12 protein-coding genes are annotated in these 15,685 nt (G+C 59.9%); 6 read left to right on the forward strand and 6 right to left on the reverse strand.

The features are described 5' to 3' along the window. Window positions 1-526: 526 nt before the first annotated feature. From AB5Y76_RS08430 to AB5Y76_RS08450, 5 genes are all read right to left on the reverse strand, one after another. Window positions 527-1,513, reverse strand: a complete 987-nt coding sequence (locus AB5Y76_RS08430; RefSeq protein ID WP_005339987.1) for a YafY family protein — start codon at window positions 1,511-1,513, stop codon at window positions 527-529. 287 nt (window positions 1,514-1,800) lie between these two features. Next, window positions 1,801-2,187: a SirB2 family protein gene (locus tag AB5Y76_RS08435; RefSeq protein WP_042081419.1), complete on the reverse strand. Its 387-nt coding sequence runs from the start codon at window positions 2,185-2,187 to the stop codon at window positions 1,801-1,803. Beyond that, a complete protein-coding gene (locus AB5Y76_RS08440) occupies window positions 2,184-4,040 on the reverse strand; it encodes a monovalent cation:proton antiporter-2 (CPA2) family protein (RefSeq protein ID WP_103251137.1) in 1,857 nt (618 codons plus the stop codon). Before AB5Y76_RS08440 ends, AB5Y76_RS08435 begins: the two co-directional genes overlap by 4 nt. 67 nt (window positions 4,041-4,107) lie before the next feature. Beyond that, on the reverse strand, window positions 4,108-4,704 hold the full coding sequence (locus AB5Y76_RS08445; protein ID WP_005339958.1) for an NAD(P)H-dependent oxidoreductase: 597 nt from the start codon (window positions 4,702-4,704) through the stop codon (window positions 4,108-4,110). A gap of 101 nt (window positions 4,705-4,805) precedes the next feature. After that, complete coding sequence (locus AB5Y76_RS08450) at window positions 4,806-5,648, reverse strand: LysR family transcriptional regulator (protein ID WP_263718216.1); 843 nt, start codon at window positions 5,646-5,648, stop codon at window positions 4,806-4,808. Window positions 5,649-5,790: 142 nt separating this feature from the next. On the opposite strand from AB5Y76_RS08450, the gene AB5Y76_RS08455 reads away from it, so the two are divergent. The 6 genes from AB5Y76_RS08455 (at window position 5,791) to AB5Y76_RS08480 (ending at window position 13,835) form a co-directional block, all read left to right on the forward strand. After that, window positions 5,791-6,513: an SDR family oxidoreductase gene (locus tag AB5Y76_RS08455; RefSeq protein WP_005348556.1), complete on the forward strand. Its 723-nt coding sequence runs from the start codon at window positions 5,791-5,793 to the stop codon at window positions 6,511-6,513. An 88-nt stretch (window positions 6,514-6,601) separates the two neighbouring features. Beyond that, on the forward strand, window positions 6,602-6,925 hold the full coding sequence (locus AB5Y76_RS08460) for a hypothetical protein (protein WP_005357652.1): 324 nt from the start codon (window positions 6,602-6,604) through the stop codon (window positions 6,923-6,925). 46 nt (window positions 6,926-6,971) lie between these two features. After that, the gene (locus tag AB5Y76_RS08465) at window positions 6,972-7,403 is read left to right on the forward strand and encodes a DUF411 domain-containing protein (RefSeq protein WP_005348551.1); all 432 of its coding nucleotides are present in this window, start codon (window positions 6,972-6,974) and stop codon (window positions 7,401-7,403) included. A gap of 234 nt (window positions 7,404-7,637) precedes the next feature. Further along, on the forward strand, window positions 7,638-9,791 hold the full coding sequence (locus AB5Y76_RS08470) for a S9 family peptidase (protein ID WP_263718221.1): 2,154 nt from the start codon (window positions 7,638-7,640) through the stop codon (window positions 9,789-9,791). Between the two features lie 413 nt (window positions 9,792-10,204). Then, window positions 10,205-11,176: a TAXI family TRAP transporter solute-binding subunit gene (locus tag AB5Y76_RS08475; protein ID WP_005339950.1), complete on the forward strand. Its 972-nt coding sequence runs from the start codon at window positions 10,205-10,207 to the stop codon at window positions 11,174-11,176. Between the two features lie 103 nt (window positions 11,177-11,279). Further along, window positions 11,280-13,835 (forward strand): TRAP transporter permease, encoded by a 2,556-nt coding sequence (locus AB5Y76_RS08480; RefSeq protein WP_005357644.1) that lies wholly within the window; start codon window positions 11,280-11,282, stop codon window positions 13,833-13,835. A 532-nt stretch (window positions 13,836-14,367) separates the two neighbouring features. On the opposite strand, the gene AB5Y76_RS08485 is transcribed toward AB5Y76_RS08480, so the two are convergent. Next, complete coding sequence (locus AB5Y76_RS08485) at window positions 14,368-15,621, reverse strand: phosphatidylserine/phosphatidylglycerophosphate/cardiolipin synthase family protein (RefSeq protein WP_100647033.1); 1,254 nt, start codon at window positions 15,619-15,621, stop codon at window positions 14,368-14,370. Window positions 15,622-15,685 lie beyond the last annotated feature (64 nt).

Consider the following 15,685-nt stretch of genomic DNA (forward strand, 5'->3'; position numbering starts at 1 on the left):
GCTCCCATCCCGAGAGTGTCCTGCCGCATCCCGCGGTGTTCCTTTATTCATCCGTGACGATAATCATCCTGATTATCGAGCTCATCCTGAGGTGTCCCTTGTTCACATCCTGCGGACTATTCCATCTTTATGCGCTGCCCTGCATCCTGCCGGACCAGCTCCGTCCTTGTGAGACCCATACTAAGGAAATGCGCACCCCGAACAAGGGCCATCCAATGATAAAGATCCGATGCAGCTCCCATCCAAAAATACGAACTTAAAAACTAATCCTTTAATATCAGTCATTTATTTAGTTTCACAGGAAAACGCGATCATTCTGGCATGGCTTCGCGTACGGCTCAAAGCGCCAGCCTCTTACAGTCGCTATGGCAGATCTCTTACACGGGTTTCGCCCCCGAAAACGGGGCAGGAAAACGGTTCAATCCTGACGTTAAGACTTAAAAATTAGTTGAATAAATATGCTTAAAAAAACCGCAAAAAAAAGAGCCGAGGCCAGGCTCGACTCTTCAACATTCCAATTTTTTAATCAGCTCAAGCGGTTGGCCGGATTGAGATAGGCCTTGCGCAGCGATTCCGGTGCCAGCACTTCCAGTTCACCGCCGATGTTGTTCAACCAGCTGCGAAACTCCGGGGTGTCCTGCACTTCGGTCTCCACCACCACGCTGCGCTTGTCATAACGGGTCATGCGCGGATTGTTGCCGGGGATCTGGTTATCCACCAGCGACTGGCTGTTGGCATCGATCCGGCCGACGAAGCGGATCGGGCCGCTCACATCCTGATAGCCCTGATCGCGGATCAGCTTCTGGATATTGAAATCCTTCGGCTGGGTGGCGCTGAAGTTGGTCAGCTCCACGTTCTTGATATGGTCAAACGGGATGCCGTAGACCTTGGGATCCAGCTCGGACAGAGTGCAGAGCAGGATCGGGCCGTCCGGCTGATTGAGAATGCCGAGCGGGTTGATACGGTCGTAGCAGAGCCATACGGTGCGCTCTTTGATCACGCGCTGGATCTCGGCACTGAACTTGCGACCACGCCAGAGCGCATCGCGGATCAGGGTGCTGCGGCGGATCTCCGGGTTGCCGGCAAACGGACGCGGTGACTGGTGGACACTCTCCAGCCAGCGTTCGGCCAGTTCGCTCTGGCTGTCGCGGATCACCTGGCTCGCCTTGTCGACCAGCGGATTCAATTCTGTCAGTACACTCGCCGGCAACAGTTGGCTCGCCTGATCACTCCAGGTTTTCAGGGCCACCGCCAGCGAGAGCGGCATGATATTGGCAAAGTCGTTGAGGCCGTGGCGCTCGAAGCACCAGCCATGGGGTTTGCTGCGCTCGTCCGAGGTGAGGTCGAACAGTCCCATGCCGGACATCTCCTCCAGGTCCCGTTGCACGGTACGCAGACTGACGTGGATACCTTCCTCTTCCAGTTTTACCTGGAGTTGGCTGGCGGTCAGCTTGTAAGGGCGGTGCGGGATGCAACGCGCCAAGGTCAGTTGTCGTAACAGCTTCTTGCTCATGGTGCTTGCCTTCACTGGTTTAGCGTTGACTGTATGCTAGTCGTGACTTGCGACAGTCTATGTCGCAAGTTTTGCTGCGACAACTGTCGCCATTTTCATACAAAACACACTAAACAATTGATTTATAAAGACAATGCACTCAAAAAAGGAGCCGCTAGAGGCTAAAATTAGCCAGAAATACCTCAAATGAAAGTTCTATGTTGCGATTTATTGTTAGCATAAAACTCCGATTAATTAATTCATCTCAGAATATGATTTCAGGGGAGAGCATGACTCTCCCCTTTTGCTCACATCAGCCACGACCAGGCTGACTTGGTGATGGCCGCACCGACCATGTAGCCAAATACCGCCAGCGCTGCCACACCGGCCACCAGCTTCTGACCGCGGGCCGGGCGCTTGAGCGCCATGACACCCAGACCGATATAGAGCACCAGTGCAATCAGCTTGGCCATCAGCCAGGGTTGTTGACCCGGGCTCAACTGCAAGGCCACCGCCAGCAACACACCAAACAGCAGCAGGAAGGTGTCGTTGATATGCGGCAGGATCTTCAGCCACTTCTGCTGCAACCGATCGCTGCCGGCCAGCGCCAGACTCCAGCGATAGATAAAGAGCAGCAGACTGACCAGAGCCAGCGTCATATGCAGGTGTTTGAACATGGGATAATAGGCAATCATTTTGCTTCCTTGTCGTCGTCGGGTAGCCCGCTGTTCCAGTTGTGGGCATGGATACGCTCCTGCCCCTCCTCGTCGTCTTGCAACAGATCGGAGAGGATCTCCCGGTATTGCAGGCTCTTGTTGATATAAGTGTGTTCGTCGTCGAGATAGTTGACCTGCTCGCGCAACAGCCAGTTATCGTGTTGCTTGAAGGTCTGCCCCGCCCGCCAGGCCTGGTTGGCCCGAAAACCGAGCTGGGTCAGGGCTTCCACCCCCAGATCGACCGCAGAGCCCAGGGTTTCCCGGTGCACGCTTTCGACCCCGTGGCGCAGGATCTCGTGGGCATGGGGTCGATCCAGCGCTCGCGCCAGGATCTTCAGGTGCGGGAAGTGCTTCTGCACCATCTCGATCACCGCCAGCGAGGTGGCCGGATCGTTGATAGAGAGCACCAGCAGCTTCGCCTTGTGCGCCCCTGCGGCATGGAGCAGATCGATCCGGCTGGCATCGCCATAGAAGACCTGATAGCCATACTTGCGCAGGGTCTCTATCTGGCTGGCATCCTGCTCGAGGATGGTGGTGCCGATACCGTGACCATGCAGCAAACGCCCCACGATCTGACCGAAGCGGCCGAAGCCCGCGATGATCACCGGATGCTCCACCAGCTCAGGTTGCTCATGCTGCGGTGCGTCGCTCTGGTTACGGTAATCGAACCAGGGCTGGATCACCCGATCGTTGAGGATCAGCAGCAGTGGGGTGAGCGCCATGGAGAGAGCTACCACCAGCGTCAGCAGCGATATGGTCTCACCGGGCAGCACCCGGTTTTGCGCGGCAAACGAGAAGAGCACAAAGGCAAACTCGCCCCCCTGCGCCAACGCCAGCGCGAAGGTCCAGCGCTGGCTCGGCGAGATGCGCAAGGCGAAGCCAAGCGCCATCAACACCAGCCATTTGAGCACCATCAGCCCCACCACCAGCGTCGGGATGAGAAAAGGATGTTCGGCAAACAGGCCGAAGTCGATCCCCGCCCCCACCGACATAAAGAACAGGCCGAGCAGCAAGCCCTTGAACGGCTCAATGTCTGCCTCCAGCTCGTGGCGATATTCGCTGTCGGCCAGCACCACACCGGCGAGGAAGGAGCCGAGAGCGGGCGAGAGCCCCACCGACTCCATCAACACAGCGATAGCGATCACCAGCAGCAGGGCGGCGGCGACGAAGATCTCCCGCATGTGGGACTGGGCGATGGCACGAAATACCGGCCGCATCAGGTAGTGGCCACCCAGCACTATGCCGGAGATGGCCGCGACCACCAGCAGACCATGCTGCCAACCCGCCAGCTCAGAGCCACCATTGCTAGCGACCGGTGCCATGGCCAGTAGCGGTAGCAGCGCCAGGATCGGAATGACCGCAATATCCTGAAATAGCAGCACCGCAAAGGCGGAGCGACCGCTCTCGCTCTGCATCAGCTTGCGCTCCTGCAGGCTCTGCAACACGATGGCGGTGGAGGAGAGCGCCAGAATGAGGCCGATAGCCAGCCCCTGTTGCAGCGGCAGGCCGATCAGGTGCGCCACGCCGGTCAGCGCCGCCGTAGTGAGCAGCACCTGCAGGCCGCCGGTGCCGAGGATCGGCCCCTTCAGCTGCCACAAGAGGGCCGGACGCAATTCAAGGCCGACCAGAAACAGCATCAGCACCACGCCAAACTCGGCAAAGTGCATCACATCCTTCTGCTCCCCCACCAGCCCCAGCAGGAAGGGGCCTATGATGATCCCCGCCAGCAGGTAGCCGAGCACCGAGCCCAGCCCCCAGCGCTTGGCCAGCGGCACCGCGATAACCGCGGCAGAGAGATAGATAAAGGCATCAAACAGGATCCCGTGGCCCATCAGTCAGCCCTCCGTTTGAACGTCTGATCCGACTCATAAGCTCGGCCAACAAGCTGCCCATGTGTCATCAGAGCACCTCCAGCAAGTCGCGCAGATAAGGACGCCCGGCCAGTTGCTCCGGGGTCAGCTGATCGTCACGCAGGGCACAAAGCAGCTGGCGGTAATCCTGACCGCAGCGGCGCAGGGCGGCGGGATCCTTGATCTTGTGAAAGGAGTGCAGCACGAAGGGGGGCAGCCAGTTCATGCCGCACAAGGTGGCAGCCTGCTGAAATGGCAGCAGAAAATCGAGCAGCGGTCGGCTGTTGTAACCCTCGCTGCAGTAGGACTCCGGCGCCCCGCCGGTGGTGATGGCGCTCAACCACTGCTTGCCCTTGAGGGCGTGGGCCTCGGGGCCATAGGCATAGCCATACTCCAGCACCAGATCCATCCACTCTTTCATGATGGCCGGGCAGGAGTACCAGTAAAACGGGTGCTGAAAGACGATGATGTCGTGCTCACAGAGCAGCGCCTGCTCCCGCTTCACATCGATAAACATGTCGGGATAGTGCTGATAGAGGTCGTGAACCGTGACCCCTTCCAGCCCCTCAATCGCCTGCAACAGCTGCTTGTTGGCCCGCGAGCTCTGCAGCGCGGGATGGGAAAAAATAACCAGAATGCGTTTCATGACCACATCACCCGAACAAAGCCTTGCGGTGCAAGGCGAGGTAAACAGAAAAGGGGAGTCTGGGGAGCTGCATCGTAAAGGTGCACAGGGGAGCGACCTTATCAGGAAGCGCCATAGCCTGCCAACTCGGGGATCAGCTCCCGCAGCGCCGGATTGAGGGTCTGGTGGGCGGGATAGCAGAGCCCAATCCGGCGAAACATCCGCGGCCCGCTCACCGGCAGGGTACAGAGCCCCGCCTCATCCTCGACCAGCCCGTCCGGCAGAAAACTGATGCCGACCCTCGCCAGCACCAGCGCCATCACCAGCCCCTTGCTCTCGGCCTTGGCCACAAGATTGAGGGTAAGGCGGTCACAGGCCAGCAGGCCGATAGTCTGCTGATGGGCTTCGCAGGGCGGGCACTCAATAAAATCATAATGTTGCAGCTCGGCGAGCTCGATCCTTTCGCGACTGGCCAGGGGGTGCTCGACCGGCACGCAGAGCACGTAATCCTCCTCCCACAGCGGCAGGAAGATCTCGTCCTCCCGGCGCAAGGCATCCAGCGTCAAGCGGCAGTCGGCGGGGGTGGCGTAGTCGGAGAGGGTGAGATCCAGCTGTGGCAACACGCGCTGTACTTGCTGCAACAGCCCGGCCACCCGATGGCGACTCAAGTCCGGCATGATGGCGATATTGAGCCTCGCACGCGTCGCTTTCTGGCGAAACAGCTCTGGCAGACGGCGCGCCTCCTCCACCAGCTTGACCGCGTGAGGATAGAGATAGTGGGCCGGATCTTTCGCCACCACCCCCTTCTTGCCCCGGACAAACAGGCTGTCACCGAGCGCCTCTTCCAGCTGGCGCAGCCCCGCCGAGAGGGAGGGCTGGCTGACGTGGCAGCGCTCGGCCGCCGCCGTGATGTTCTTCTCTTCATAGATGGCGATGAAGAAACGCAGCAATCTCAAGTCCAGCATAAACCAACCATAGTTTTTTCAGATGATAACCAGCGGAAAACAATATTTATCACTTATAGATGCAGTGACTATAGTGATTGGGTTCCGTGCTGGCCAGCCACCTGTTTGCTCAAACCGACTCTTGAATCAGAAGGAAAGACCCATGTCCAAATCTCTCGTCGTGATCACCGGTGCCTCCGCCGGGATCGGTGCCGCCATCGCCCGTGCCTTCTCTGCTGCCGGTCATCCGCTGCTGCTGCTGGCCCGCCGGGTCGAGCCGATGCAGGCACTGAACCTGCCCGATACCCTCTGCATCGGGGTCGATGTGACCGACACCGCCGCCATGAAAGCCGCCGTCCAGCAGGCAGAAGCCAAATTTGGCCCGGTCGGCTGCATGGTCAACAACGCCGGCGTCATGCTGCTGGGTCAGGCCGATGTGCAGGATCCCGCCGAATGGCAGCAGATGCTCAACATCAACGTGATGGGGGTGCTGAATGGCGTCCACGCAGTGCTGGCAGGCATGAAGGAGCGCCGCAGCGGCACCATCATCAACATCAGCTCCATCGCAGGTCGCAAGACCTTCCCGAACCATGCTGCCTACTGCGCCACCAAGTTCGCCGTGCACGCCCTGACCGAGAACATCCGGGAAGAGGTAGCCGATGTCGGCGTGCGGATGGTGACCATTGCACCGGGTGCGGTCGAGACCGAGCTGCTCAGCCACACCACTGACGAGAGCATCAAGGCCGGTTACCACGACTGGAAAGATCAGATGGGAGGCGTCATTGCGCCGGAAGTAATCGCCGATGCCGTGCTCTACGCCTGGAACCAGCCTGCCAACGTCTGCGTGCGCGAGATCGTGCTGGCGGCGACCCGTCAGCAACCTTAATCTTGGCTGACTGACACTATGGGGAGAGCTTGACCCTCCCCCGGGGCACAGGGTTACCATGTGCCCCTTGTTATTTTCGAGTCATTCCATGGTTCTCACCCGTCGCCAACTCGCTCACGCCCGTCGCTGGCTCCCCTTGTGGAGTCTGGTGCTGGTGTTGATGTCGTTTGGCAGCCGGGCCGCAACCGACCTCTGTACCCTGACTACCCACTGCAGCCAGAGCGAGCGCACCCTGGAAAAAGCGATGCCCTGCGGCAGCTTTACCACCGCCCTCTCGATGACGCTGGTAGGCAGCGACAGCCTGACGGTCGCCGTGCTGGAACCGGATACCCCCGACTTCGCCTCCCCCTCTCTCTTTATGCCGGACGCCCCGTGCGAGCGGCTCGAACGTCCCCCACGCATCCAGATCTGAAACCCATCCCGTATCGGGCATCTTTTCTTTCAATCTGAGGTGAGTGATGTACAAACCCCTGTTACTGGCCATGCTGGCCGGTACCGTCAGCTTTTCGGCTCTCGCGGCCGAGAAGATGACCGTCTACAAATCCAAATATTGTGGCTGCTGCCAAAGCTGGAACGAGCACATGGAGCAGAATGGCTTCGAACTGGACGTTATCGAAACCGAACAGCTCGGCGCAGTGAAGCAGCAATACGGTATCGCGCCGGAACTGGCCTCTTGCCATACCGGTATCGTAAATGGCTATGTGATCGAGGGGCATGTACCGGCCGCCGATGTGCAGAAGCTGCTCAGGGAAAAACCGGCGATCCGTGGCCTGACCATTCCGGGCATGCCCCAGAGTGCACCGGGCATGGATATTCCGGGCCATCCCTATGAGGTACTGAGTATCAGCAACGAGGGCGCGACCAACCGCTGGTCGAGCTACCCAGGCTGACGAAAACTGGCCATGAGAGGGCACTCCCATATCATGTGAGGCACACCTGAGCGGACTCTTGCCGCTCATGGCCAGAAAGAGGGCCGCTATCGCGAGATAGCGGCTTTTTTTGATTACATTTCCTGCAATAACAAGGGATTGCTTGCAACCACCGGCAACAAGGGGCAGATTTAACGCCAATTCATGGAGCCGATGCTCAGGTCTACCAACCCTTTCCAGCGCCAAGGATGCGACATGTTTACCTTTTCCCGAGGAGTTCTGCTGCTAGCCTTTCTGACAGTTCTCCCCCCTACTTATGCCAATAAAGAGCCCGCCATGCTGACAAGCGAACATCCAATCCAGCCGCCCGTGGCCGCCAAACATCCCCGCACTCTGAAAAAACACGGGGATACCCGCATCGACAACTACTACTGGCTGCGTGACGACGAGCGGCAGAAGCCCGAGGTATTGGACTATCTCAAGGCCGAGAACGCCTATACCGAGGCCATCCTCAAGCCGACCCAACCCCTGCGCGAACAGCTTTACAAAGAGATGGTCGCCCGCATCCCCCAGCAGGATGAGTCGGTACCCTATGTGAAGAATGGCTACCGCTACCAGACACGCTATGAGCCGGGCAAGGAGTACGGGATCTATTCGCGCACCAAGCTCGGTGAAGAGCAGGCGAGTCTGCTGCTCGACAGCAACCTGCGGGCTGAAGGGCACGAGTTCTATGCCCTCGGCGCCCTTGAGGTGAGCCGTAACAACCGCTGGCTGGCGGTGGCGGAAGATTTCCTCTCCCGCCGTCAGTACCAGATCCAGTTCCTCGATCTGGAGAGCGGCCAGTGGGCCACCGACAAACTGGAAAATACCTCCGGCAATCTGGTGTGGGCCAACGACAACAAGACCGTCTTCTATGTGCGCAAGCACCCGCAGACCCTGCTGCCCTATCAGGTCTATCGCCACACGCTAGGGACGGATCCGGCCACGGACAAGCTGGTCTACGAGGAGAAGGATGACTCCTTCTACATCAGCCTCTACGCCACCACCTCGGAAGATTTCATCGTCATCGCCCTCTCCAGCACCACCACCGGCGAAGCACGGCTGATCGATGCCAACCAGCCGGAGCACGCCCCACGCCTGTTCCTGCCCCGTCAGGTGGATCACGAATACAGCCTGGATCACTACCGTGGCCGCTTCTATGTGCGCTCCAACAAGGACGGCAAGAACTTCGGCCTCTACGAGACCAAAGAGAGCCCGGTCGATCGCTGGAAGGCGGTGATCGCCCCCAATCCGGATGTGCTGCTGGAGAGCTACGCCCTGTTCAAGGATTGGCTGGTACTGGAAGAGCGCAACAAGGGGCTGACCCGACTGCGCCAGATCAACTGGCAGAGCGGTGACGAGAAGGAGATCGCCTTCGACGACCCAGCCTACGTCACCTGGCTCGCCTACAACCCGGAGCCGGATACCAGCGCCCTGCGCTATGGCTACTCCTCCATGACCACCCCTGCCTCTACCTATGAGCTGGATATGGCGAGCGGCAAGCGCACCCTGCTCAAGCAGCAGCCGGTGGCCGGCTTCAAGGCCGACCAGTACGCCAGCGAACGACTCTGGGTGACCGCCCGCGACGGTGTATCGGTGCCGGTGTCGCTGGTCTATCGCAAGGACAAGTTCAAGAAAGAGCAGGCCGATGCGCCCAAGAATCCGCTGCTGGTCTATGGCTATGGATCCTACGGCGCCAGCATGGATCCCGACTTCAGCAGCTCGCGCCTGAGCCTTCTGGACAGAGGCTTCGTCTACGCCATCGCCCATATCCGGGGTGGTGAAGAGCTGGGCCGTCACTGGTACGAAGATGGCAAGTTGCTGAAAAAGCAGAACACCTTCAATGACTTTATCGATGTCACCAAAGCGCTGGTTGAGCAAGGCTACGGTGCCAAAGATCAGGTCTACGCCATGGGCGGCAGCGCCGGCGGCCTGCTGATGGGGGCCGTCATCAATCAGGCGCCCGAACTCTATCGCGGCGTGGTGGCGCAGGTGCCGTTCGTCGATGTGGTCACCACCATGCTGGACGAGTCCATTCCCCTCACCACCGGGGAGTATGACGAGTGGGGCAACCCGAACCAGAAGCGCTACTACGACTACATGAAGAGCTACAGCCCCTACGATCAGGTGAAGGCGCAAGCCTACCCCAACCTGCTGGTCACCACCGGGCTGCACGACTCGCAAGTGCAGTATTGGGAGCCCGCCAAGTGGGTCGCCAAGCTGCGCGAACTGAAAACAGATGATAACAAGTTGTTACTGAACACCGACATGGACGCCGGCCACGGCGGCAAGTCGGGCCGCTTCAAAGCCTACGAGGATATCGCGCTGGAATACGCCTTTATCCTGGAGCTGGCCACCCCGGCCAACTGATCTCTCATGACTCCGGCCCTTGTCACGCAAGGGCCGCATTAGAATCCTCTCGTAGTTTTTCCCTCTTCCATTTCCCTCCATATCAAATTAATCTTCGGCAAGAAAATGAATGATCGAGGTCATGTTTCTCAAGATTTAACTCCGCTATTTTGCCATTTCGTTTGATTTATGTTGGGTGAATGTGCTTAATCGGAGTGCTTGCAACTTTTTATTTGGCCCCTCAGGGGCCAATTTATCTTCGACCGACAGGAGGTCGGTAGCCTCACCACAGGATGAGGGTGACTGCCGGAAAGGGGGTGATCAACTCCCCCGCTTTCGCGCAACGAGAAGAGCGGGCAAGCCCGGCGCAGAACGGGATTGCCATCAATTTATCCGGGGATCGGATAAACAAAATCAAAGAAAAGGGAGAAAAAATGAAAGGATTAACTTTGGCATGCGCCCTGTCGGCGGCTCTGGTCGGTGTCTCATTCGGTGGTCCGGTACAAGCGCAGGAGCGCTTCGTGACCATAGGCACCGGCGGTCAGACCGGCGTCTACTATGTCGCTGGTCAGTCCATCTGCCGCTTCCTCAATCGCGGCGCCGCCGATCACCAGATCAAGTGCAACGCCCCGGCCAGTGGCGGCGGTGTTGCCAACGTCAACGGCATCCGCAGCGGTGAATTCAACTTCGGCATCATGCAATCCGACCACCAGTTCAAGGCGATGAAGGGGCTGCCACCGTTCCAGGCCGAAGGGGCCATGGACGACATGCGCGCCGTCTTCTCCCTGCAGAGCGAGGTGTTCACCATCCTGGCTCGCCGCGATGCCAAGATCGCCAGCTTCGACGATCTGAAAGGCAAGCGCGTCAACATCGGCAACCCGGGCTCCGGCCAGCGTGACACCATGGAAGAGATCATGGCTGTCAAAGGCTGGAAGAAGGGAGACTTCGGTCTGGTTTCCGAGCTGAAACCGGCCGAACAGGCCTCCGCCCTCGGTGACAACAACATCGACGCCATGAGCTACTTCGTGGGTCACCCGAACGGCGCCATTCAGGAAGCCTCCACCACCACAGATGCGGTACTGGTCCCTGTGACCGGCGCCGACATCGACAAACTGCTGGCCGAGAAGAGCTACTACAGCAAGGCCGAGATCCCGGGCGGCATCTACAAGGGCAGCGACAAGCCGACCCCCTCCATCGGTGGCAAAGCGGTGCTCTCCACCAGCGCCAAAACCGATCCGGAAGTGGTCTATCAGCTGGTCAAGTCGGTGTTCGACAACCTGGATCGCTTCAAGCGCCTGCACCCTGCCTTTGCCGACCTGAAAGAGGCCGACATGATCAAGGTGGGTCTCTCTGCACCGCTGCATGAAGGGGCTGCCCGCTACTACAAAGAGCGCGGCTGGCTCTGATTGAAGGCCCCGGGGCCTTTGTCACTCTCTTCGACACCCGTCTGCCGCCTGATTGCGGGGGCGGGTGTCGCTCTTGTTGTACTCGTTGGCACAAGTTAACCCTATGCAAGATAAACAACTCTCTACCGAGGAACTGATCGCCCAGGATGTGGGCGCTCGCCTGCCGCTGGGCATCATGGGCTGGCTCATCACAGCGCTGGCGCTGGCCTGGTCCCTGTTCCAGCTCTGGATCGCCTCGCCACTCCCCTTCATGGTGGGGTTTGGCGTACTCAATGACACCGAAACCCGCTCCATTCACCTCACCTTTGCCCTGTTGCTCGCTTTTCTGGTGTTCCCGGCATTTCGCTCCTCGCCGCGGGATCGGGTTCCCCTCGGCGATATCGCCCTCGGTCTGATCGCTGCTGGCGCCGCCTCTTACCTGTTCGTGATGTATGAAGCGCTGGCACTGCGTCCCGGCACTCTCACCACCGCCGATCTGGTAACCGCCTGCATCGGCATTCCGCTGCTGCTGGAAGCGGCGCGCCGCGCCCTGGGGCCGGCACTGGCGGTCATCGCTATCGTCTTTCTGATCTACAGTCTGGCGGGCCCCTGGATGCCGGGACTGCTGGCACACCGCGGGGTAGGCTTTACCGCGCTGGCCAACCACCAGTGGATCACTACCGAAGGGGTGTTCGGCATCGCCCTTGGCGTCTCCACCAGCTTCGTGTTCCTGTTCGTGCTGTTTGGCGCCCTGCTGGAGCGTGCCGGTGCCGGTCACTACTTTATCCAGCTCGCCTTCAGCCTGCTCGGTCACCTTCGTGGCGGCCCGGCCAAGGCGGCAGTGGTCGCCTCCGGCCTGACCGGCCTGATCTCCGGCTCGTCGATTGCCAACGTGGTGACCACCGGCACCTTCACCATCCCGATGATGAAGAAGGTGGGCTTCAGTTCAGAGAAAGCGGGGGCGGTCGAAGTGGCCTCCTCGGTCAACGGCCAGATCATGCCACCCGTGATGGGGGCTGCGGCTTTCCTGATGGTCGAATACGTGGGTATCCCCTATGTGGAGATCATCAAACACGCCTTCCTGCCTGCCGCCATCTCCTACATAGCGCTGCTCTACATCGTCCATCTGGAGGCGTTGAAACTGGGCATGCAGCCCATCGGCAACCATCAACCCAAACCCTGGCTGCGTCGCCTGACCGGCTTTGCCTTTGGCGCGGCCCTCATCAGCGGCCTGTCACTGGCGGTCTACTATGGCCTCGGCTGGCTCAAACCTGCGCTGGGTGACTACGCCCTGCCGGGGATCTCGGTACTGCTGGCTGCCACCTATGTGGCCCTGTTGAAGATCGCCGCCAGCAATGAACCGCTGCCTGCCGAAGATCCCGACAAGCCGCTCACCGAGCTGCCCAACACCCGCGCCGTGCTGCTCTCCGGCCTGCACTTCCTGCTGCCGGTGGTGGTACTGGTATGGTGCCTGATGGTGGAACGCCTCTCGCCGGGGCTGTCGGCCTTCTGGGGTACCGTGATGCTGGTGATCATCCTGCTGACCCAGCGCCCGCTGCTCAACTGGCTGCGCAAGGACGGCAAGCACGACTACGGTACCGTCGCTGACGGCGTGGTGGATCTGCGGGAAGGGCTGGTTGCCGGTGCCCGCAACATGATCGGTATCGGCATTGCCACCGCCACCGCGGGGATTATCGTGGGTGCGGTATCCCAGACCGGGGTTGGTCTGGTGCTGGCGGATCTGGTGGAGTTCCTCTCCATGGGTAACCTGCTGCTGATGCTGCTGCTCACCGCACTGCTGAGCCTGATCCTCGGCATGGGGCTGCCGACCACTGCCAACTACATCGTCGTCTCCAGCCTGCTGGCACCGGTGGTAGTGACGCTGGGGCAGCAAAACGGGCTGATCGTGCCGCTTATCGCGGTGCACCTGTTCGTCTTCTACTTCGGCATCATGGCGGATGTGACCCCGCCGGTGGGGCTGGCCTCCTTCGCGGCTGCGGCTGTCTCCAAGGGCGATCCCATCAAGACCGGGATCACGGCGTTTTACTACAGCCTGCGTACCGCGGCGCTGCCATTCCTGTTTATCTTCAACACCGACCTGCTGCTGATCGACGTGGACTTCGCCCACGGGGTGCTGATCTTCATCGTGGCGACCATCGCCATGCTGATCTTCGCCGCCGCCACTCAGGGCTGGTTCCTGGTGAAGAGCCGCTGGTACGAGAGCGTGCTGCTGCTGCTGGTCGCCTTTACCCTGTTCCGCCCGGGTTTCTGGATGGACATGGTGCACGACCCCTATCGTGAGACCCCGCCTGCCCAGCTGGCCCAAACCATGGGTGAAGTGGAGGCGGAGAGCACCCTGCGGCTGCGGATCCTCGGTGAAGATGCCGTGGGCAAGCCACGCAAGTTCACCCTGCTGGTCGCCGTACCGGATGGGGCAAATGGCGAGGAGCGGCTGGCCAATCTGGGGCTGAGCCTCTATGAGCAGGATGGCAAGACGCTGATCGACAACGTCGCCTTTGGCAGCCCGGCCGCCACCATGGGACTGGAGTTCGATCAGGAGATCCTCACCGTCAAGGCGCCGACCGAGCGCTGGACCAAGGAGTGGATGTGGATCCCGGGCTTCCTGCTGTTCGGGGCGATCGTCTGGCTGCAGCGTCGCCGCAGCGTCAAGGCCGGTTAATCCACCGGGCAGATGAGACAGAGGGCCGCTATTGCGGCCCTCTTTTTATTGCCTTGTTATTGCCTTGCCCTCTGCGGCTCTTGCGATGAGCAACAATCATGGAAAAAGATAAACGGTGGCGAGCGGCCAAAAAAGTGGGGTGACATGTCCATGTCACCCCCTCGCAAATAGCATGTTCCATATTGGAGTCCGGCCACGCCGGGTCTCTGTTTCACTTTCCGATAGTTCGCGACCCATCTGAAGTGCGCGCCAATTGCAGCAATGCAACCGACCAGCTACCCGTTACAACCTTCGTCCACACGGCAGACAGGCCGCCGTGTTTGTCCTTGCAACTGAAATATTACGCATAAAAACAAAATAAAAAACGTTTTTATGCTAATTCCATTCACATCAGAGTACAAAAAACAGCCTTATCATCACCGCTAAATTGTTATAAAACAGTAAGATAGGTTCATGTATGGTTATTCACCCGCAAAGGGCATCAGCAATGGCTTACAAGGCTTTGCGAGATCTCGCACAAAAAATGGCCGCCTCACAGCCAACGGCGCAGGGGCAACCAGTCGCTAAGGCGGGCTATCAGTCGCCTTGACCACCCCTCGGGTTTGCGCGGCAATCCACCCGCCTGCTCCTGCCAGCGAGCCAGCCACATTCGCAGCGCCTCGCAGATCGGCGGGCAGTACAGATGCAGCATCAGCTCGGTATTGAGAAACAGCGAGCGGGGATCGAGGTTGAGGCTGCCAAACAGAGCCCGCTCCTCCCCCAGCAGGATCAGCTTGGCGTGCAGGCTGCCGTGGCCGTGGTCAAACTCGGCGACCCGGATCCCGCGGCGCAGCAACCAGCCGAGATAGCGTTGGTAGGCGCCATAGACCAGCGGCACATCGGTGCTGGCCAGCGAGTTGGTGAGAATGTCGATGGCGACCCCCTGCTGGCGTAGCCGCACCAGACGGTGCCGGAACCCGCGGGTCAGGATGAGGTAAGGGGTCACCAACCCCAGCGAGCCGGGATTGTCAGCCAGCTGGCGCCAGAGCTGACGGGCAGTGGTGGGACGGGAGATCAACCCCTTGCCGGGACGGTCGAACCACACCTCGGCCCGCCCCTCATGCCATTGCAGCGGCAAATCGCGCTCGTCAAACAGCGCCGCAGGCAGATCGTAGACCGTCGCCACCGCCGGATCCGTCATGGTGAACAGGAAGTCGTTGACCACCTCTATTTCGGCGGGCAGCAGCTCGCGGCGCAGCAGATGGCGGATGGGGTGACTCCAACGGCTGTGCCAGAACTGCTCGAACCCCTGCGCCATCTGCTGGCACAGTCCCCCCTGACAGGCGAGATCGAGATCCACGAAGGGCGCTTGCGGATCCAGACCGAAGTAGCGATCGCCGATGTTGCGCCCGCCGATCAGCGCCAGCTTGCCATCCACCAGCAGCAGTTTGTTGTGCATCCGGTGGTTGATGCGGCGAAAGCTGAGCAGCCCCTCCAGCAGCAGTGCCAGCGGGCGCCAGCCCCGCAGCCAGAAGGGGTTGAATAGCCGCACCTCGATCCCCGGATCGTGAGCCACCATTTCCAGAAAGCGGTTGTCACCGGCATAGAGATCATCCACCAGCAGCTGTACCTTGACGCCACGCCGGGCGGCGTGAAGCAGCTCGCTCAGCAGCAGCTTGCCGCTGCTGTCCTCCTCCCAGCTGTAGTACTGCGCCTGGATCCGCTCGCGGGCATGGCGGATCCAGTGGCAACGCACCTTGAGCGCCAACCGGGGATCGTCGATCAGGGCAAAGGATCCGGGGATCATGGTGTCATCCTGCTGTCATGGCCGGGTGTCATAACGCTGGCGAGCCTCTCACATACTCAAAAGG

The sequence above is a fragment of the Aeromonas sp. R1-2 genome (assembly GCF_040908505.1).
GTDB lineage: Bacteria > Pseudomonadota > Gammaproteobacteria > Enterobacterales > Aeromonadaceae > Aeromonas > Aeromonas veronii.

Excerpts from the sequence above, each read along its gene's own strand:
- AB5Y76_RS08480 (WP_005357644.1), top strand. The coding sequence starts at position 11,280 with ATGCAAGATAAACAACTCTCTACCGAGGAACTGATCGCCCAGGATGTG.
- AB5Y76_RS08450 (WP_263718216.1), bottom strand. The coding sequence starts at position 5,648 with ATGCTGGACTTGAGATTGCTGCGTTTCTTCATCGCCATCTATGAAGAG.
- AB5Y76_RS08485 (WP_100647033.1), bottom strand. The coding sequence starts at position 15,621 with ATGATCCCCGGATCCTTTGCCCTGATCGACGATCCCCGGTTGGCGCTC.
- AB5Y76_RS08470 (WP_263718221.1), top strand. The coding sequence starts at position 7,638 with ATGTTTACCTTTTCCCGAGGAGTTCTGCTGCTAGCCTTTCTGACAGTT.
- AB5Y76_RS08440 (WP_103251137.1), bottom strand. The coding sequence starts at position 4,040 with ATGGGCCACGGGATCCTGTTTGATGCCTTTATCTATCTCTCTGCCGCG.
- AB5Y76_RS08445 (WP_005339958.1), bottom strand. The coding sequence starts at position 4,704 with ATGAAACGCATTCTGGTTATTTTTTCCCATCCCGCGCTGCAGAGCTCG.
- AB5Y76_RS08460 (WP_005357652.1), top strand. The coding sequence starts at position 6,602 with ATGGTTCTCACCCGTCGCCAACTCGCTCACGCCCGTCGCTGGCTCCCC.
- AB5Y76_RS08435 (WP_042081419.1), bottom strand. The coding sequence starts at position 2,187 with ATGATTGCCTATTATCCCATGTTCAAACACCTGCATATGACGCTGGCT.
- AB5Y76_RS08475 (WP_005339950.1), top strand. The coding sequence starts at position 10,205 with ATGAAAGGATTAACTTTGGCATGCGCCCTGTCGGCGGCTCTGGTCGGT.
- AB5Y76_RS08430 (WP_005339987.1), bottom strand. The coding sequence starts at position 1,513 with ATGAGCAAGAAGCTGTTACGACAACTGACCTTGGCGCGTTGCATCCCG.
- AB5Y76_RS08465 (WP_005348551.1), top strand. The coding sequence starts at position 6,972 with ATGTACAAACCCCTGTTACTGGCCATGCTGGCCGGTACCGTCAGCTTT.
- AB5Y76_RS08455 (WP_005348556.1), top strand. The coding sequence starts at position 5,791 with ATGTCCAAATCTCTCGTCGTGATCACCGGTGCCTCCGCCGGGATCGGT.